The organism is Planococcus donghaensis (assembly GCF_001687665.2).
Taxonomy (GTDB): Bacteria; Bacillota; Bacilli; order Bacillales_A; family Planococcaceae; genus Planococcus; species Planococcus donghaensis.
The window spans coordinates 1693113-1712944 of sequence record NZ_CP016543.2; the positions used below are offsets into that span (position 1 = coordinate 1693113).

A 19832-nucleotide genomic window follows, 5' to 3' on the forward strand; every position below is an offset into this window, starting at 1 on the left:
TTGTTAGACACAACTAACAATGGAGGTGCAGTTTTTTTATGGCGAAATTTAAAGTTGAAGATAAGATACGCGCTGTTCGGGAGTATTTAACTGGGCATGACTCGATGAATGAAGTCGCTAAGCGGTATGGGGTAAACAAAAGAGGATTCCATCAATGGATTGAGCTGTACCAACATCACGGCGTAGAGGGATTGATGAAACGCTATACAAACTATACACCTGAGTTTAAGATGGACGTATTAAACTTTATGAACGATACCGGGGCGTCCCCTATGAAAGCAGCTGCTGTTTTCAATATCCCTTCCAGAACGACCGTGATGAAATGGGAGAAAGCACTTGATCAAAGTGGCATGGACGCCCTTATTTCAAAACAAAGGGGGCATCCATCCATGAAAGAGAAATCCAAAAAACCTGTGTCACCAAAGAAACCAACCGAATCACTTCAAGAAGAAGTCGAACGGCTGCGCATGGAGAATGCGTATTTAAAAAAGTTAAATGCCTTAGTGAAGGAAAAAGAACTGTCACAGCGCAACTCAAAGCGCAAGTAATCTATGAGCTAAGGCATGATTTCAAGGTCGTTGACCTCATCAAGATAGCGTCCATTCCTAGAAGTACCTATTATTATTGGATCAAACATCACACTCGTCCCGACAAATACAAAGAGGCAAAAGAAGCGATTGCCGTTATCTTTCATGCACACAAGGGACGATATGGACATCGGAATATCCAAATCGAATTAGGGAAAATAGGAATCCACCTGGATCCAAAAACGGTATTGAAATTGATGAAAGTAATCGGTCTCGCCTGCCGGGTTCGGATGAAGAAATACCGTTCCTATCGTGGCAATGTGGGAACAGCGGCACCGAATATCCTGAACCGAGATTTCTCAGCTGAGAAACCAAATCAAAAATGGGTAACCGATGTGACGGAGTTCTCTCTTTTCGGGCAGAAGCTCTATCTATCACCTGTACTGGACCTGTACAACAGCGAAATCATCGCTTACACCATCCAGAGCCGGCCGACGTATGACCTGGTTTCCACCATGCTTGAACAAGCCTTGAAACGCCTCGACCCAAAAGATGAGCTTGTGCTCCATTCGGATCAGGGCTGGCATTATCAGATGAAGAAATACCAGATGGCATTGAGCAACCGGAACGTCACCCAAAGCATGTCCCGTAAGGGGAACTGTCTCGACAACGCCGTGATCGAAAATTTCTTTGGCATCCTGAAGACGGAACTCCTCTACTTGCAGGAATTTGAAAGTCTTGAACACTTCCGCCAGGAACTGGATGACTATATGATTTACTACAATCAGAAACGAATGAAGAAGAAATTAAAAAACATGAGTCCGGTTGAATACCGGACTCATGTACAACAAGCTGCTTAATTTTTTTGTCTAACTTTTTTGGGTCAGTTCAGTTGCCCTTGGAGCGGTTTTTTTATGCAACTACTCTTTTTTTCAACAAACCGGCGATCAAGGCCGTCACAACTGCTCCTAGTAAAATCGCTAAAATATACAGCGAAATGCTTGGAACACCTCCATCGACTAATCCAATAACGAAAATTCCACCGTGTGGCGCACGTAAACCGATATCAAACAACATTACTAATGCACCTGTAGTCGCAGCTCCAGCCACACATGCCGGAATCACACGTGCCGGATCTGCTGCAGCGAAAGGAATGGCACCTTCAGTTATAAAGCAAGCACCTAACACATACGCAGTTTTACCAGCTTCACGTTCTGGTTTTGTGAATTTGTTTTTAAACAAACTAGTCGAAATGGCAAGACCTAGTGGCGGCACCATTCCAGCAGCCATTACAGCGGCCATAAAGTTAAAGTTTTGCGCATCTAACATGGCCAGGCCAAATGTATAAGCTGCTTTGTTGATCGGACCACCCATATCAATGGCCATCATCCCGCCTAGCAACAAACCAACTAATACTAAGTTGGTACCACCTAGACTTTCTAGGAACGAAGAAATCGATGTATACACTTTTGTCAGCTGCGGATTCACAAGCATCATGATGATGCCCGTAAAGGCAATCGCAAAGACCGGGAAAAACAACACCGGTTTTAATCCTTCTAATGAAGAAGGCAAACCAGAAAACATTTTCTTCACCAAAATCGTCACATACCCAGCAAGGAAACCAGCGATCAATCCACCAAGAAAACCAGATCCACCACTTGCCCCTTCAACGCCTGTTACGGTAATGGCAATCAATCCACCGATCATACCTGGTGCAAAACCGGGACGATCGGCAATACTCATAGCGATAAAGCCGGCAAGAACGGGAACCATTAAGAAGAAAGCGTTAGCGCCACCAATCGTCATCAGCATTGCCGCAAACTCGTTGTATTCAGGACTGTCTGGATTGCTGGCATTAATGCCCCAGAAAAACGAAATGGCAATAAGAATACCGCCACCCACTACAAATGGCAACATATTGGAAACACCGTTCATTAAATGCTTATAAAAACCGCTTTTGGTTTCTCCTGCATCAGCTTCATCTTTAGACTGAACATGCTTGTAAATCGGAGCGTCTCCAGTTACTGCACGGTTCAGCAACTGATCGGCTTCATAGATCGCTTTGCCGACGCCGGTTTGAATTACGGGTTTGCCGTCAAAACGACTCATTTCTACTTTGGTGTCAGCTGCAACAATAATGGCGTCTGCTTCAGCAATGTCTTCGGCCGTCAAGCGATTTTTCACACCGCTCGAGCCATTGGTTTCTACTTTTAACGATATGCCAAGATCTTTTGCCCGCTCATTTAACTTTTCAGCTGCCATATACGTATGCGCAATGCCAGTTGGACAAGCCGTTACGGCCAAAATTTTCTTTTGTGTGCTACCTACAGGCGTTTGAACGGCCGCTGTTTCTGGTTGATCAACAGCTGCTTCTTTTGCAGACACGATGTCCAAAATTTCTTGTTTTGATTGCGCTGCCAAAATGTTGTTGCGGAACTTTTCATCCATTAAAAATGTAGCTAAACGTGACAGTGCTTCCAAGTGATCGTCATTCGCGCCTTCACTCGCTGCTATCATAAAGAACAAATGGCTTGGTTGACCATCCAGCGATTCAAAATCCAGTCCTTTTTGAGAACGACCAAACGCAATTGCCGGAAACTCGACGGCGGCGGATTTAGCATGAGGTATCGCAATGCCATCACCAATACCGGTGGTACTTTGATTTTCACGTTCTAAAATGGCTTTTGTGAAAGCTTGTTTATCTGTTAGTTTGCCGGCTTGGTCTAATTGATTGGCCAGCTCTTCTAATACCTGTTGTTTCGTTGAGGCTACCAAGTCCAAAATGATCGTTTGTTCCGTTAAAAGTTGCGTGATTTTCATTTTGTCACATCCTTTTCTTCAAATGGGTAAACTTCTATTTGGTCAAGCAATGTTTCCACATCTTCTTTTTCGCACAAATCGGATCGAAATGCAGTGGCACTGCCACTGGCAACCCCAAAACGGAAAGCTTGTGCAGCATCTCCATGTGTTGCGTACGCGGCAATAAATCCAGAGACCAAGGAATCTCCTGCGCCTACAGTGTTGACGACCTTGCCATTTGGTGCATTCGCGATAAGTGCAGTGTCTTTAGTTACAAGCATGGCCCCATCGCCTCCCATAGAAACCACAACATGTTCGGTTCCACTGTCAACCAGTTTGCGGGCGTAATGATAAACGTCCGTCAAATTTGTGATGTCCACATCAAACAATTCACCGAGTTCTTGTTGATTGGGTTTAACCAAAAATACAGGCGTGGTCAGTATACTGTTTAGCATTGGCCCTGAAGTATCCAGTACAAAGCGAATGTTTTTGGTTTGACAAATTGTGGCGAGTTCTAAAAAATAATCTGGCCCAATTGTGCTAGGTAAGCTGCCGGCCAAAACAAACCAGTCATATTCGTTCATATCCCGCACTTTTTTTGTTAAAGCTGCTAATTGATCGGCAGTTAACTCAGGACCGGGGCCATTGAGCTCTGTTTCCGTAGCAGATTTGATTTTGACATTGATGCGTGTAACTTCGGCCGTTTCAATAAAATCACTGTCAACGCCTTCATTTTTTAAATACCCTTCTATATACCGTCCGGTAAAGCCACCAACAAATCCGAGTGCTTTATTAGGTATGCCGAGACGTTTTAACACACGCGATACATTAATGCCTTTGCCCCCCGGATAATAATACACTTCCGTTGTCCGATTTAGCTTGCCACTTTCAAATTCTGAAAGATAAGCGGTATAATCAATGGATGGAGCGATAGTACAAGTATAAATCATAGCTTCACAACCTTTACAATTGTCTTTTTTTCAAGTACAGCATTGGCATCTTTGGTAATTTCATCTACAATTAAGGTGGCACGTTCTAGATCCATAATTTTTGCAAAGCTGATTTTATTGATTTTGGAATGATCAGCGAGCGCGAACGTCTTTCGTGATAAAGAACTAGCCATTTGTTTTACGGCAGCTTCCTCAGGGTCTGGTGTGGTATAACCATATTCCGCATGAAAACCATTGATGCCAAGAAAACAGCTATCAAAACGATAGTTCTGCAAAGCTTGAATCGTTTGAGAACCGACAAATGCGCCGGTACGTGGTTTCATTAACCCACCTGTTAAATAAGTGGTGATGCCGTGGCTATTTAGTGCCTCGACAAGCGTTAAGCCATTTGTTACGACGACGAGATCTTTGTCTTTCAAAAATGGAATCATTTGAAAGGTCGTGGTACCAGCGTCCAGATACACGCTATCGCCTTGTTGCACAAATGAAGCAGCAAATTTCGCAATTTTAATTTTTTCATCTAATAATTGTGTGGATTTGTCTAAAATGCTCGGTTCTAACAAATTTTTACCGGCAAGCGTTGCGCCACCGAAAACGCGTTCCAATTTTCCGGAATGTTCGAGATCAACCAAATCTCTTCGGATTGTTGATTCGGATGCGCCAGTTGATTCAACAAGTTCTTGAATTTTGACAGTCTGTTTTTCATCTAGAAGTTGCATAATAAAGAGATGTCGTTCGTTTGTCAGCAAGCTCTCACCTTCTTTTTTTAATAGTTTAAAAGTTCTGTTAAAAAGATAATACTTGAAATCGCTTCCAAAATCAATCATAATCGTTCATAAGCAGTCAAAAAACGTCATTTATTTTTAAGGACAATCGAAAACCTTCAAAAACGGTCATCTTTTGTTCTATATGACGGCACTTATAAAAGGAGGAATTTAATCATGGTCGAAAAACAATTTACAATTACAGATGAAGCAGGTATGCACGCACGTCCAGCATCAGCATTAGTAGGAGCGGTGTCTAAGTTCTCATCAGATATCACACTTGAGCACAATGGCAAAAAAGTAAACTTAAAATCAATTTTGGGCGTTATGTCTCTAGGGATTCCAAGTGGTTCAGTCGTAACAATCGCAGCAGATGGTCCAGATGAAAACGAAGCAATTGAACAAGCAGGAGCAGTTATGGAAAAAGAGGGGATTTCAAACCAATGACCCAAACAATGTCCGGAATAGCAGCCTCAAATGGAATTGCCATTGCGAAAGCTTTTCGCTTGGAAAATCCGGAATTGAATGTTGATAAGCGAACAATTTCGGATACTGACAGCGAATTGGCACGATTAACATCAGCGTTAGAAACATCCATCGCTGAACTTGAAGTCATTCAGAAAAAAACAGCTGAACAAATTAGCGAAAAAGAAGCAGCCATCTTTGGGGCTCACCTACTCGTATTAAGCGATCCTGAACTTGTTGGGCCAATTACTGAAAAAATCAAAACCGAAAACGTCAATGCCGAATTTGCATTGCAAGAAGCAACAGACATGTTTATTGCTATGTTTGAAGCAATGGACAATGAGTACATGAAAGAACGCGCAGCGGATATTCGTGACGTGAGAAAACGCGTACTCGCTCACCTATTAGGTGTAACTACCCAAAGCCCAAGCATGATTTCAGATGAAGTCATTATTATCGCGGAAGATTTAACGCCTTCTGACACCGTGCAGTTAAATGCACAGTTTGTAAAAGGCTTTATCACGGATATTGGTGGACGTACGTCTCACTCTGCGATTTTAGCGCGCACACTGGAAATCCCAGCAGTTGTTGGGGCTAAAAAAGCGATGGCTGATATTCAAAACGGCACGATGGTTATCGTGGACGGATTAGATGGAACGATTTTGATCAATCCAGAAGATAGCGTCATCGAAGAATACAAAAACAAGCAAGCAGCTTATGAAGAACAAAAAGCTGAATGGGCTGTTTTGAAAAACGAAGCTACGGTGACTGCTGATGGTCAAGCTGTTGAACTTGGTGCCAATATCGGAACACCTAAAGACATTACAGGGGTTGTTGATAACGGCGGTGAGGCAATTGGTTTATACCGTACAGAGTTTCTTTATATGGGACGCGATTCGTTCCCAACTGAAGATGAACAAGTAGAAGCCTATGCAGCTGTATTAAAAGGCATGCAAGGCAAACCAACTGTTGTTCGCACACTAGATATTGGTGGCGACAAAGAGTTGTCTTACCTTGATTTGCCAAAAGAACTAAACCCGTTTTTAGGTTTGCGTGCAATTCGCCTGTGCTTAGAAATGCCGGATATGTTCAAAACACAATTGCGTGCACTTTTACGTGCTAGCGTACACGGCAACTTGAAGATCATGTTCCCTATGATTGCTACACTTGACGAATTCCGTGAAGCCAAAGCATTGTTATTAGAAGAAAAAGCGAAGCTTCAAGCTGAAGGCGTCGAAGTTAGTGAAACAATCGAAGTAGGCATCATGGTTGAGATTCCATCAACAGCTGTGATGGCGGATACTTTCGCTAAAGAAGTTGACTTCTTCTCGATTGGGACAAATGACTTGATCCAATACACGATGGCCGCTGACCGCATGAACGAAAGCGTGTCGTATTTGTATCAGCCATTCAACCCAGCCATCTTACGTTTAGTAAAAATGGTCATCGATGCGTCTCACCGCGAAGGCAAATGGACAGGTATGTGTGGTGAAATGGCAGGAGATGAAATTGCGATTCCAATTCTCTTAGGTCTTGGCCTAGATGAATTCTCAATGAGCGCTTCATCGATCTTGAAAGCCCGTGCGCAAATCAGCAAACTTTCAAAAGCTGAAATGGCACAACATACAGACCGCATTTTGGCACTTGGCACTTCACAAGAAGTTGAAGACTACGTAAAACAATTACCAACTAAATAAAAAAATGAGCTAAGGAATCCATTCCTTAGCTCATTTTTTATGGCGATTCTATTGTGATGCCGAACAAAATAAAAGTGACGAGTATTAACGGACCAAAAAAGCTTAAGACTTTTTGGCGATTTCTATGAGTTTCGGGAATCCACCTTAATACCAATTCAGGCTTAATCAACCCAATCCAAAACAATGCAATCGATAACATTAACAATATCAAATAGAATTCCCTCACCGCTTTACCCCCGTCCGCTGTTTTGATATAAATTCGTTTTATTGACTAAATTGATGGACCTTTATTAATGAAAAAGCTGACATTCCTCTTCCATAATTGCAAAAGAGGAATGTCAGATTAAATTTCATGCTAAAGCAAGTGAGGAACCCGTAAGAAAATTATCTTTTAGAAAGGATTTGTCGCCCACTGACTAGAAGTTGGAATGAAAATACGCGGATGCAATTTTAATTGCGCCACCATGTACTCAGCCAAATCTTCTGGTTGCATGAATTTTTCTTTTTCTTCTTCCGTTTCGCCTTCTTTATACGTTAGATCTGTTACGACTCGACTTGGTGTTAAAGCAAATACGCGAACATTATGCTTACGTACTTCTTGAGACAATGACTCTGTCATACCCAGTACACCAAACTTTGAAGCGCTATAAGCACTCGAACCAGCCGTCCCGCGCAATCCTGAACTAGACGAAATATTGATGATATCTCCCCCATTTTTTTCAATTAGTTGCGGTAAAACAGTGCGAGTTACATAGTACATGCCCATTAAATTGACATCAATCATTCGCTTCCATTCTTCTGGCTGCAACTCTAAAAACGGTGCGTATTTACCAATTCCAGCGTTATTGATCAATATATCGGCTGTCCCAATTTCGTTCGTCAATTTCTCAATGGCCGCTTCTACTTGTGCCAAATCCGATACATCTGCCACCGCATAAGCCACACGCCCACGCAGTGACTTAATTTCCGCAGCAAGCTTGACTAAATCTGACTCAGTTCGCGCGATCAATCCCACATTGACCCCTTCGTTTGCTAAAGCTAGAGCTGAAGCACGTCCAATTCCTTTGCCCGCTCCTGTAATAAATGCTGTTTTCTCTGTTAATAATTGCATCTTTTGTGTCCACCTCTCGCTAAGTTCTCCCAGGTTTTTAATTTGATAATGTTGTACAAATTTGTTGGGATGTTGTCTATTTTTTTATTTACCCTAAAGGGGCTAGTATGTAAACAGAAGTCATGTATTTTAGTAATTGTCCCGCCCATCCACCTTTATGAATATGATTATTCATAATAATTATTAGACCTTAAAAACTCGCAATAATAACTCACCTGAATAAGCTATTCAGGTGAGTTATGAATGAATAGCAATTTAAAAGCCTATGCTGTTGCATAGGCTTTTGTTTATTTGGATAAGGCATGCAGAATTCCCATAGCGCTTACTTGCATGTCCACTTGAATATAAGCATATACATCATGATCATCCGCTACATTTTGTGATCTTAAATATTGGCGTACTCGCTCAAATAACTGATTCGCTAATTGATCCGCACTCCAATTCTTCTCAAATGCCGCATTCCCTTCCTCCACAAAAATTTTCAGCCACTCAGTGACTTGTTGAAGTGCGATATGTGGTTGATTGGTTTTGCCAAAATGTCCATAGTAAATAGCAGCCAAATCGGCTTTCGTCATTCGCTCAATCGCTTGGTGCATTTTTTCAGGATTGAATTGGTTAGGCGAAGTCGACGGCAAATACAAGTCGATGCCTTCTCTTACCAATTGGTCATAACGGATACCTACTGTGTCTCCTGCAAACACCCCATTACTGCCAGGATCATAAATACTAAAGTGATGGTTAGCATGTCCAGGTGTATCCCAAAAGAAAAGTTGACAAGTTGGCCCAATTTCCAATTGATCCCCTTCCGTTTTGATCAACAAACGGTCTTCAGGGATTGCGAGTATCGGATCGAATAATTTCTCAAACTGGTCTCCATAAACCATTTTTGCCCCCGCAATTAACCGACTCGGATCACTTAAGTGCCGAGCACCTTTTGGGTGAACAACAACTTTTGCGTTCGGACAATCTTGCAGTAATAATCCCGCTCCACCTGAGTGATCTAAGTGAACATGGGTAACGATTATGTATTTAACGTCATCTAGAGAAAAACCTAACGCAGCTAGTCCTTTTTTGACATGCTTTACCGAAGCACTCGGACCGGTATCCACTATTGTTAGTTCTTTGTCGTTTATCACGTACGTTCCGGTACGTTCTGGCAATCCTAAATCAAAGCCATCGATTAAATAAATTCGATCACCTAAACGAATTGGTTGTTTTTCTTTCATACTATTCATCCCCTTTGTGTTGGAAATAGACTGATGGATAGGTTAAATTCAAAAAGTTTATCCATTGATAGAATATTCTACCATTACTATTCGAATTTGAGTTCTTTTACCCACTGTGGATTTTCAAAAAATTAGCTTCTAAAACGGATTGGCAAAGCAATGACGAGATCGCGTGCTTTCTCGTAGATGTTCAAAGTCTGACTAGCTGGTCGCAATCGGACTGATTTTGCATTTTCTCAAATTATTGCGTACTGTTAAAATAACTTTATAAATAGCGTTGTGAAATGGAGGTTAGACGAAATGGACAAAGCGAATAAGGTATGGACAGATAAGCATGTTAAATCGACGCTTCCTAAAAGAAAAGCTACCAGTCATAAAGGCAGCTACGGAACCGCATTGTTGGTTGCGGGCACAAAAGACATGCCCGGTGCTGCCTTGCTTGCGGGACTTGGTGCTATGCGCAGCGGTGTCGGCAAGTTAGTCGTTGCAACTGATGCGGAAGCGGTTGCGATGATTGTGTCACGACTCCCTGAAGCTACCTTTTTAGCTGATGGCTTAAAGCATATTGCCCAACGTCAAACTTCCATCGATACTTACCGTGCTGCAGCAATTGGCCCTGGAACAGAGCCGGATGACGTCACTGAAAAAGCTATTCACGTTCTTTTAGAAAGCCAGATGCCCGTCGTGTTAGATGCCGGTGCAATAAGTGATCGCTCTTATTTAACACGGCAGTCCCCTATTATATTGACCCCTCACCTCGCTGAATTTTCGCGCATTACAGGGGTCGAAATAGATGCTTTGCAAGAAAATCGAGCAGAGTACGCCGCAATTTGGTCGAAAAGCTTAGGGGTAACCATTGTTTTAAAAGGTCCCAATACTGTCATCTCGTTTCCAGACGGCCAAACATGGCTAAATCCAACAGGCAATAGCGCGCTTGCTAAAGGCGGATCGGGTGACACATTAACTGGGATGATACTTGGGATGTTATGTTGTCATTCCAATTGGCAACAGGCTGTATTAAACGCCGTTTACCTACACGGAGCTTGTGCAGATGAATGGGTGCTTACTCGCTCTGCACATACAATGCTTGCACATGAAGTAAGTGACTTATTGCCGGTCGTTTGGGCGAGGTTTGAGACATAATCCCAAAACTGCCGCTTTGTTGTTAAATATCTTAAACAACAAAGCGGCAGCTTTTTATATTCATTCGATTATTCCACTAGTTCTTCTTTGATTTTCTGCAATAAAGCGGTACAACCTTCTGTCACTAACTCGTAGGTTTCAGTGAAATCACCTGTAAAATAAGGGTCTGGAACATCTTTGGCATGATGAGTTAAATCCAAAAAACGAAAAATTTTTGGATGAACCGGTTGCCCTAACATCGAGCGAATGTCTGCTATATTGTTTTTGTCCATCCCCACAATATAGTCAAAGCGCTCAAAATCTCCTGGCTGAAGCTGTCTTCCTTTTAAGCCCGCTGTTGAAATATCGTGCTTTTCCAATATGTCCAATGTTCCTGGGTGCGGGTCATCACCAATGTGCCAGTTTCCCGTACCCGCAGATTCTACTTTTATTTTCGAAGATAAACGATCTTTGTTGACTAATTCTTTCAAAACAGCTTCTGCCATGGGAGATCGGCAAATATTTCCTAAGCATACAAACAATACGCGAATCATTAAAATGCCTCCTTTAGTCAATCATCTGTTTTTATTATATCACCGGCATAACCTGCAGCAGGGACAATTAGGCGCCCTACCCTTCTCTCCAAATAAAACAGCTTGTCTCATTTATGGGACAAGCTGTTTTATACCGGCAGTTAGATTTTAAAATGTTTTTTGCCGGTGGGCTTATTGCGTACTAATTTTCCTTTGTAAATGACCCACAGCACATATAGGATCCCGACGAGACTTAACGAAAATAACAAGACTTGGTACAAAGTCAAACTTTGTTGCATCATTGTTTCTGTATAGCGGATACAGTTTAACGTAAGAATCAATACCGGCAACCATAACCAATTATTAGAAATTGACGCTTCCTCCCTTTTTTCAGAGTGACCGGCTTTATCTTTGAAAGCTTCTAATCAACTCGACTTCTTATTTTAGCAAAAAAATAGGATAAATAAAGAGTTTTTTTATTTTATTTTGCTGTTAAGTTGGCATATTGGTGGACATTTTCATACATTCAAACAAGCCTTTGCAATTTGTGTAAATGTATTCGACAAGGAGTAATTGAGTTGTTCTGTTCACCCGTTGCCATCCCTTTTCCTATATAAACTCGATCATTTTGCTTCGTAACCTTATATCAGTGGATGATTTGTCACGCCTTGTACGGGTATAGAGATATTACACGTGCTGATCACTGTTAGAGGAAAGGACTGATTTTTTTGGAGACCTTATACTTACTTGCGGGCATTCTGCTACTTGTTTTATGTATCATTGATTTTACATGGACAACTTTATGGATAGATGGTGGAGCAGGCCCGATAACCAATCGATTGTCCTCATCAATTTGGCGATTAATGAGATTGATCGCCAGAAAAAATTCAAGACTGTTGAGTTTAGCCGGTCCACTTGTATTAAGTACCACATTACTTATGTGGATCGTTTTGCTATGGGTGGGATGGACTTTCACATTTGCAGGCATAGAACAATCGGTATCCCCTTCTCATGGATCCGATCCGGTATCTTGGTTTGACCGCTTTTACTTTGCCGGGTATTTAATTTTCACATTGGGTAATGGCGACTTTAGCCCGTTAGAAGGACCTGTACAAATCATCTCAATCATCGCAACTGCTACCGGGATGTTGTTTATCACGTTTGGCGTCACGTATTTAATTTCGATTTTAAGTGCTGTCACGATGAAACGTTCTTTGGCTGTCAGTATTCATGGTTTAGGCGAGTCTGCTGAGGAAATTGTAAGAAGTGCATGGAATGGTGAAGATTATCATGATTTAAACCTTTTATTAGCTAGTTTTTCGGAAAATCTAGGTTCCCTAGCTGCTCAACATGCCGCGTATCCCGTTTTGCATTATTACCATGCTATAGATAACACAACAGCTATGCCTACGGCCATTACGGTTTTAGACGAAACCTTAAGTATTATTAAATTTGCAGTTCCGGAAAAGCACCATCCAAATCAATTGCTTTTAAAAGAAATGCGCTCTAGTATAGATCAATATTTAGATACGCTCAATCAATCGTTTTTTAAACCATCAGAAGAAATTCCTTCCTTACCGGATTTTCATTCACTCCGTAATGAGGGCATCCCAATCCTTCTTGAAAAAGATTACACACTAGCCTATCAACAACTAGAAACCCGCCGAAAAAAATTACTCGGTGGTCTCGAGGCCGATAGTCGTCCTTGGCCAACTGATTTAAAATAAAGAAAGCGACCGCAGCTGATAGTTGCGGTCGTTTATCATTGTTGGCATATATTTTGTTATCTGAATGAGTTACTTGGTATACTTATAAATAAAAAACAGAAAATTCTTTCATCTGAAAGGGGTACTTTTTTGATCCATTCAATTCCACTCAATTCAACCCATTTACACTCGTCTTTTAATCGTGACTATCAACCAATTTTAACGATCCAATCAGGAGACACCATTCAGTTAAAAACGATTGACATCGAATGGGGCTATTCCGCACATCCGCACGAAGAACGAACTGTTTACACATCAAGAGAAAAAGAACAAAAGCTTATTCACCCGATGGTTGGACCAATCGCAATTGATGGTGCGAAACCTGGAATGGTGTTAGAAGTTCGCGTAAATAAATTGGTGCCTGGCTGGTACGGACGCAATTGGGCGGGTGGCTTACCTGCCTGGCAAAATGATAAACTCGGCATTACAAAGAGTGCTCGTTTTCAACTCGATTGGTTATTAGATTCCGCGCGAATGACGGGAAGTTGCAACATCGGCGATCAAGAATTTCGGGTCGCTTTATCTCCTTTTCTTGGTCTACTGGCAGTTGCACCAGGCGAAGTCGGAACTTTCTCCACAAAACCGCCTAGTTACTTTGGTGGAAACATTGACTGTAAAGAGCTAGTAGCTGGAAGTAGCTTATTTTTACCAATTTCTGTAGAAGGTGCCCATTTTTCCTTAGGCGATGGTCATGCCTTACAAGGAGATGGTGAAAGTTCAGGAACTGCAATTGAGTGCCCAATGGACTTAGTGGATATCACGTTACTATTGCATAAAGACATGCAATTAACCATGCCTAGAGCGAATACGCCTGCAGGGTGGATTACGTTTGGTTTTGATGAAGACCTTAACGAAGCAGCTGCTGTTGCTTTAGCTGAAATGGTGTCATTTATGGAGCAATTATACGGCATCAATCGTACCGAAGCGACTGCCTTATCAAGTGTCGCGGTGGATCTCCATGTCACGCAAGTCGTCAATGATGTCAAAGGTGTACACGCCATTTTGCCTCATGGCGTATTACGCTAAGGAATCTTTCTGGAACTTTTTGTGGGGCCTCTCGTAAATAGAGAAAGAGGTGATGACAATGTCCAAGAAAATTTCGACCATTGCTTTATGGGTATTGCTGGTGGTCGCATTGTTTCCTGTACAAGCTATGGCTGTCGAGTATTCCATTTCTAACGTAACGATAGATGCACACGTAAATGCCAATGGATCTGTCGATGTTACCGAAAATCATACGTATAAATTTGAAGGTGACTTTAACGGCATCACACGCGAAATTATCCCCAAAGATGGAACGTCTATACAACAGGTCACAGCCACCGAAGGCAACCGAAAATTACAGGTCGAACGCCAAGGACATTTATACAAAGTGTTTCGATCAGGTAAAGACGAAACCATCACCATCGAATTACGTTACGTGATTCAGCAAGCTATCGAAAAATTTCAAGACGGTGCACAATTTTACTGGGCCTTTTTTGACGACCGCAACAAAAGTGACTTTGAACAACTTGCAATTACCGTCTTTCCACCCGCTCCAGCAAAAGATGTAGACTTTATCGGCTATGATCGAGCTTACCAAACTGGCAACTTACAAGAAAACGGGGCTGTTCATTTTAATATGGACGCAGTTCCTGCTGGGTCTAATGGAGAGGTACGCATCGTTTATGATAGCGACTTGTTTCCAGGGATCGCCCAACAAGATGGAACCATTCGCTCGGAGCTAACTGCTGACAAAGAACGTTTAGCAACGGATGCACTCGTTTTTTCGGCAAAACAAAAAACCACGAGCATTTACGGAAGCACCTTTGTAGCAGCTGCCGGCGCACTTTTCTTGGCACTTATCGCTTGGTCCTGGAACAAAGCTCGCCAAACCAAGCGCCAAGCAAAGTCTAAGACCGCAAACTTTTATGTACCTAAACAGAAAATGAGCATACCCGCCACATTGTATTTTACCAATTCCTCTATCTTAACGCCTGCTGTGACAGCTGCGGCCTTAATGGAATTGGTACGCAAAAAGAATATTGAACAATTGTCTGAAGAAAAATTCAAGTTACTAAATCGTCAAACAGACTATGCTCATGAAGAAAAGTTATTGGAATTGTTGTTTGATAAAACTGGAGATGGCGAATTTTTCGAGACAACAGATCTTGAAAATTACACAAAAAATGAGTTAAACCATTTTTCTTATAACGATTCTATCTCGGCTTGGCGAAATGGCGTTATTGAGGAAGTACATGAAAACAATTTGCATAACAAGCATCTTGCTCTTCGTGCAACTGCTGGTTTTATTGGAACGGCGTTGTTTGGAACTGCAATTTATTTCGGCCTACTGGACCTCATCCCGTTGATGATTTTCTCTCTTATTACCGGCATCTTCTTGCTTGCTTTTTGTTTCTACTCTCCACTTACTTACGAGGGTCATCTGATTCGAGAAGAGTGGAAACAAGTGCAAAGAGCCATGGCGAACTTGCATCAAACCGAATGGAATCGACTCACACAAGATGAAAAAATGCGCGCCTATAGTTACCTGTTAGGAACAGAAGAAAAGTCCGCCAACCAAAAAATTCGAAGCTTTACGAATGCCTATAGCGATGCAGCATTTGCAAACTTCGGTTTGTTTTATAACCCCGTTCTTTTAACCGGGTTGTTCCTAGTTGCAAATGCCAATGCTACAGTTTCTGCTAGTGCACCAGACTCTGTAATTGGTGACGGTAGTGTTGGTGGTGGCGGAGGATCAGGCGCATTTTAATAACAAGCTGAAACGGTTAAGATTTTTCTTAACCGTTTTTGTTTTGCCCTCAACATCTTAGGGAACTAGAAATCAAAAGACCTTTTTATAAATGGAGGAATTAGCTGATGTTAACAAAAAACTCTGCTTTACTAACGAAAGACGATTTTACGAAACGTACCGACTTACCCGAATGGTTATTAGCTGAATATAAAACTTTTCATGAAACCGTAACCGATAAAACCTTTCCTTGTTATTTTGGTATGAGTGGTGAGTTAAAAGGAGAATTACGTTATGCGTATATTACGCAAGAAGATTGGAGCAACTTACCCGCAGCTGTGGAATCGTTTTTGACGTTATTCAACGATCCAAAACATAAACGTCATGGCTTGTTTGTTTTTGTCGAACCATTTGAAGAAGAAGGAACACTCGAAGCTTACCGAAAGCAGTTTTGGGACATTCTTCAATACTTACATGAAGAAGATGATATGGAATGGCCAAAAGATGCCCCTCGTGACCCCGATCATTATTTATGGGACTTTACTTTTAAAGGAGAGCCTATTTTTATCTTTGGCAACACCCCTGCTTACAAACAACGCAAAACGCGTGATCTTGGCAACGCTATGGTGCTTGGCTTCCAACCGCGTCGTATTTTCGAAGGACTGAAAGGAACAGAAAAAGGCGGGGTAATGTCACGTGAAAAAGTTCGACAACGTGTCGAAGCGTGGGATCATTTACCGACACACCCTGATATTAGCCATTTTGGGGATCCTAATCACAATGAATGGAAACAATTTTTCATTGGTGACGACAGTGAACCGATCAAAGGAAAATGTCCATTTACACATAAAGAAATGAAATAGATAGAAAAAAGCCTTACCGGTTTTATAACGGCAAGGCTTTTTTCGTGTGATTTAATTGGCTGTCTACATTACCTCTGCAATAAAGCAGTTGTTGCTCGCTCATACAGTGCGACTTCTCTAGTCACGTTAAATGCTTCGTTTTGACTATGAATAATCAAGTCGAATAATCGTTTTACTGCTTCTTGACCTAAGTTTTCCAAAGTGTCTGATGTCCCGACTGAGGTCAAAGCAATCGCTGAATGTTGACCTATTTCTGAATTTCCGATTCCGACAATGCTGATATCTTGTGGAATTTGATAACCCGCTTTTTTGTATAGGTCCATAAATTGAATCGCAATTTCGTCTGTAGCTGCAACGATAGCAGTTGGTTTTTTCTTTAAGGCTTGCAAATTCTCGAATGCTTCAACTAAAGAGAACTTGTCTATGTCTGTCACCACTAATCGTTTTTTACGAATTTTGAAATTCGCTTCTTGCAAAGATTGAACAAACCCAAGCAAACGATCTTTCGTTGAGGGACTTCCTAAAGGCCCCCCTACCCATGCAATTTCTAAATGACCAGCATCAATTAAGTGTTTTGCAGCTAAATAGCCTGTCTCAACATCGTTCAATCCTATGGCATATTGACAGGTTACACCGCTTGAGTTCAGTGCGATAAAAGGAATAGCGGATTCTATTAATTTCTCGTGTGCTGTTTTATCGAGTAAAGCAGAAATAACCAGAATGCCACTCGGTTTGCTTGCCACGACAGCCTCATATGTTTCAATTTCACGAGATTCAGAAACAACATGAATATTCACTTGATAACCTTGCTGTTGTACTGTACTGATTAGTGCAGGAACGGCATTCACGTAAATTGGGTCATTTAAAGCACCTACCACCAAGCTAATGGTTTTCGTTTTAACGACTGGCGAAATTTCTTTTGATGATTCAGCGGATGAATAATTTAATTCATTCACAGCATTCATCACTTTGTCATATGTTTCTTTTTTCACTTGATCCGGCTTATTCAAAACCCGTGAAACTGTTGTTTGAGACACACCGGCATACTTTGCGACGTCCGTAGTTGATACCATACCTATCATCCTACTCTCTAGTTTATTTAATAATATTCATTTTATATTCACCCATTTATTATAGCACGCAGCTTCAAAAGACGCACCCTTTAATTTATTCAATTAACAGGCAATACTTTTGAATAAGTTATTCACTGTAAATTTGAATGATGATATTCATGAATACTTTATTAAATCCATTAAAGATTAAAGAATATCACTGAACCTCTGTATTTACTATTATTCATACTCCTAATGAATGCGATGGTGAATTTTATTCATTAGAATATAAGAAAATCCTCGCATAGTAAGCGAGGATTTTTTGGATCTTTATTCAAATGCTGCTGGATAAACAGTTTTGGCTACCAGTTCAACTGCTTCGCCAATTCTTGGGCCAGGGCGTGAAGTAATATCTGAATCTAAGAAAAAGACTTGGTCATTTTTAATAGCTTCAATTTCGCTCCATCCTTCGCGCGCTTTAATTTCTGCTACTGGATCTTCTGTATATGACACAGTGGTGGTAATGATTTCTGGATTGCGTTGGATGACTTCTTCTTCTGATATTTTCGGCCATCCTTCAAGGTCACCAAATAAGTTTTCTACTTTAGCGTGATTTAATATTTCTTGTTGGAACGTTTTTTGACCAGTTGTGTACAGTTCAGGAGATGGACTAATTTCGAAATACAATTGTTTGTTTTCCTCTACTGCCGCTACTTTTTCTTGTACGTCCTCTATTTGCTGTTGAATCGTGCGATTTACTTCATCACCTTTATCTTCAAGACCCATTACCGTTGAAATTTGTTCAATATCACCGTACACATCTTCGAATGATTGTGCAGATTCGATAACAAACACAGGAATTCCTGCAGCTTCTAATTCTTCATATCCAGTTGGTGCACCTGTCGAATACCCAATCACAACATCTGGATCTAGTTCAATAATGCGTTCGGCATTAAAAATAATGGAGTCAGAAACGCGTTCCACTTCAGCCGCTTCAGCCGGATAATTATCGTAATCGGTCGCACCAATCACTTTTTCGCCTGCACCAATTTCATATAAAATTTCTGTATTACTTGGAATTAATGAAACCACTGTTTCAGGTACTGCTTCAAAAGTTAGTTCGTTGTCTAAATCATCAGTGACAGTATAACTTGTTTGTTTTTCTGCTTCCGTTGCCGAATCTGTTTCAACTTCTTCTGCCACGTCAGACTGACATGCCCCTAAAGTTAATGCTATTGTTCCGATTGTTAAGTACTTGACTAACGATATTTTCATCATTTATTGGCCACTTCTTTCTTTTTGGTTTTTGTTGGATAAGATTTACTAACGAATGGAACTTCTTCAACGCCATAATATTGATTGACATAGACAGCCATTGTAAAAAGGACATTGGCTAAAAGGTGAGTGTAGTTGAACAAAATTTCCGGCACATCTTGTTCGAGGCTTACTTTATGTAATGCACGAACAGATTTTTTCGCTTCACTTCTACACACATGCAACACAGTTGCAGCATGTGTACCTTGCGGCAACACAAAATTGCCGATTTTATCTTTTGTGAAGTTTACATAATAATCGTACATGTCACTTAGTTCGATTATATCTTCTTCTTGAATGGCTAGTTTTCCGCGTACAGAGCCATTCAAGTGATAGATTTTCGGCTGAAGAATTTGCAAATCACGCTGTATTGCCTCTACCTCTTTTGTTATAGCCAATGCTTCTCCAATACGTGTGGTCAATGAATCCGTCCTGATTTCAAAATCTACAGTAGACGCTTTTTCACGCATAAACGGATAACAAAGATACCTCATGTCTTTTTTCATTATTTCACCTCACTTTAGTTTGGTGAAAATCACTGCATTGAACGCTCTCGAAAACAACAAAAAGCCGCCCTTAATAAAGGGCGGCGGCATAGCTATTTAGAGACATACTCCAGCAGTCAAAAATAGAAACGTTGCCGTATGATTCCCTTATCTTCCGAAGAGTAAAAATACGTTCAAAAAAAGGTAGGTCTCCTGGCTTGTGCATCGATTTACTTTAAGAACCTTCCCGTTTAGTTGCTTACACTAAACAGTGGTGTTTTCTTATTTCATACGCACTTACAGTTGCGGAAACAGCCCCGGAATTTAACCGGGTTCCCTGTTATGCTGACGAGTCAGCACCTTTTTTCTGCATGATTATTCACTTGTTTTCAGTGTATCATATTACACAAGCCAAAAGACATACTAA

The 19832-nt window shown here is 41.2% G+C and carries 18 protein-coding genes and 1 riboswitch; of the genes, 8 read left to right on the forward strand and 10 right to left on the reverse strand.

The window, feature by feature from the left end:
• Positions 1-38: 38 nt before the first annotated feature.
• Positions 39-1387 (forward strand): IS3 family transposase gene (locus BCM40_RS16290; RefSeq protein WP_156851264.1). Its coding sequence is split into 2 segments (ribosomal slippage): positions 39-483 and positions 483-1387, totalling 1350 coding nucleotides; the frame shifts between segments, so codons are not numbered across the junction.
• Positions 1388-1439: 52 nt separating this feature from the next.
• On the opposite strand, the gene BCM40_RS08515 is transcribed toward BCM40_RS16290, so the two are convergent.
• Genes BCM40_RS08515 through BCM40_RS08525 form a run of 3 tightly spaced genes read right to left on the reverse strand, consistent with a single transcriptional unit; the run spans position 1440 to position 5025 of the window.
• Positions 1440-3347 (reverse strand): PTS fructose transporter subunit IIABC, encoded by a 1908-nt coding sequence (locus BCM40_RS08515; protein WP_065526299.1) that lies wholly within the window; start codon positions 3345-3347, stop codon positions 1440-1442.
• A complete protein-coding gene (gene pfkB / locus BCM40_RS08520) occupies positions 3344-4276 on the reverse strand; it encodes a 1-phosphofructokinase (RefSeq protein ID WP_065526298.1) in 933 nt (310 codons plus the stop codon). Before pfkB ends, BCM40_RS08515 begins: the two co-directional genes overlap by 4 nt.
• Positions 4273-5025, reverse strand: a complete 753-nt coding sequence (locus BCM40_RS08525) for a DeoR/GlpR family DNA-binding transcription regulator (protein ID WP_065526297.1) — start codon at positions 5023-5025, stop codon at positions 4273-4275. Before BCM40_RS08525 ends, pfkB begins: the two co-directional genes overlap by 4 nt.
• A gap of 192 nt (positions 5026-5217) precedes the next feature.
• Between BCM40_RS08525 and BCM40_RS08530 the strand changes: the two genes are divergently transcribed.
• The gene (locus BCM40_RS08530; RefSeq protein WP_065526296.1) at positions 5218-5487 is read left to right on the forward strand and encodes a phosphocarrier protein HPr; all 270 of its coding nucleotides are present in this window, start codon (positions 5218-5220) and stop codon (positions 5485-5487) included.
• On the forward strand, positions 5484-7202 hold the full coding sequence (ptsP, locus tag BCM40_RS08535) for a phosphoenolpyruvate--protein phosphotransferase (protein ID WP_065526295.1): 1719 nt from the start codon (positions 5484-5486) through the stop codon (positions 7200-7202). Before BCM40_RS08530 ends, ptsP begins: the two co-directional genes overlap by 4 nt.
• Positions 7203-7239: 37 nt before the next feature.
• Here ptsP and BCM40_RS16400 read toward each other — a convergent pair whose 3' ends face one another.
• The 3 genes from BCM40_RS16400 to BCM40_RS08545 all read right to left on the reverse strand — a co-directional run bounded on the left by BCM40_RS16400 (position 7240) and on the right by BCM40_RS08545 (position 9539).
• Positions 7240-7428: a hypothetical protein gene (locus BCM40_RS16400; RefSeq protein ID WP_156851281.1), complete on the reverse strand. Its 189-nt coding sequence runs from the start codon at positions 7426-7428 to the stop codon at positions 7240-7242.
• Between the two features lie 165 nt (positions 7429-7593).
• A complete protein-coding gene (locus tag BCM40_RS08540) occupies positions 7594-8313 on the reverse strand; it encodes a 3-ketoacyl-ACP reductase (protein WP_065526294.1) in 720 nt (239 codons plus the stop codon).
• 287 nt (positions 8314-8600) lie between these two features.
• On the reverse strand, positions 8601-9539 hold the full coding sequence (locus BCM40_RS08545; RefSeq protein ID WP_065526293.1) for an MBL fold metallo-hydrolase: 939 nt from the start codon (positions 9537-9539) through the stop codon (positions 8601-8603).
• Positions 9540-9839: 300 nt separating this feature from the next.
• Between BCM40_RS08545 and BCM40_RS08550 the strand changes: the two genes are divergently transcribed.
• On the forward strand, positions 9840-10682 hold the full coding sequence (locus BCM40_RS08550) for an NAD(P)H-hydrate dehydratase (RefSeq protein ID WP_065526292.1): 843 nt from the start codon (positions 9840-9842) through the stop codon (positions 10680-10682).
• A 68-nt stretch (positions 10683-10750) separates the two neighbouring features.
• On the opposite strand, the gene BCM40_RS08555 is transcribed toward BCM40_RS08550, so the two are convergent.
• Entirely contained in the window at positions 10751-11215 is a 465-nt protein-coding gene (locus BCM40_RS08555; protein ID WP_065526291.1) for a low molecular weight protein-tyrosine-phosphatase, read from the reverse strand.
• Between the two features lie 707 nt (positions 11216-11922).
• Between BCM40_RS08555 and BCM40_RS08560 the strand changes: the two genes are divergently transcribed.
• The 4 genes from BCM40_RS08560 (at position 11923) to BCM40_RS08575 (ending at position 16554) form a co-directional block, all read left to right on the forward strand.
• Positions 11923-12921 carry a potassium channel family protein gene (locus BCM40_RS08560; protein ID WP_065526289.1) on the forward strand — a complete coding sequence of 333 codons (999 nt, stop codon included), beginning with the start codon at positions 11923-11925 and terminating at the stop codon, positions 12919-12921.
• Positions 12922-13050: 129 nt separating this feature from the next.
• Positions 13051-13986: an acetamidase/formamidase family protein gene (locus tag BCM40_RS08565; protein WP_065526288.1), complete on the forward strand. Its 936-nt coding sequence runs from the start codon at positions 13051-13053 to the stop codon at positions 13984-13986.
• Between the two features lie 58 nt (positions 13987-14044).
• Positions 14045-15712 (forward strand): DUF2207 domain-containing protein, encoded by a 1668-nt coding sequence (locus tag BCM40_RS08570; protein ID WP_065526287.1) that lies wholly within the window; start codon positions 14045-14047, stop codon positions 15710-15712.
• Positions 15713-15819: 107 nt separating this feature from the next.
• Entirely contained in the window at positions 15820-16554 is a 735-nt protein-coding gene (locus BCM40_RS08575; RefSeq protein WP_065526286.1) for a YqcI/YcgG family protein, read from the forward strand.
• Positions 16555-16622: 68 nt separating this feature from the next.
• Here BCM40_RS08575 and BCM40_RS08580 read toward each other — a convergent pair whose 3' ends face one another.
• The 3 genes from BCM40_RS08580 to BCM40_RS08590 form a co-directional block, all read right to left on the reverse strand.
• Positions 16623-17627: a LacI family DNA-binding transcriptional regulator gene (locus BCM40_RS08580; RefSeq protein ID WP_065526285.1), complete on the reverse strand. Its 1005-nt coding sequence runs from the start codon at positions 17625-17627 to the stop codon at positions 16623-16625.
• 309 nt (positions 17628-17936) lie between these two features.
• Positions 17937-18884, reverse strand: a complete 948-nt coding sequence (locus BCM40_RS08585; protein WP_065526284.1) for an ABC transporter substrate-binding protein — start codon at positions 18882-18884, stop codon at positions 17937-17939.
• On the reverse strand, positions 18881-19426 hold the full coding sequence (locus tag BCM40_RS08590) for a hypothetical protein (RefSeq protein WP_065526283.1): 546 nt from the start codon (positions 19424-19426) through the stop codon (positions 18881-18883). The genes BCM40_RS08585 and BCM40_RS08590 overlap by 4 nt, the downstream gene beginning before the upstream one ends.
• A 165-nt stretch (positions 19427-19591) precedes the next feature.
• Positions 19592-19785: riboswitch (cobalamin riboswitch) on the reverse strand.
• Between the last annotated feature and the right edge of the window lie 47 nt (positions 19786-19832).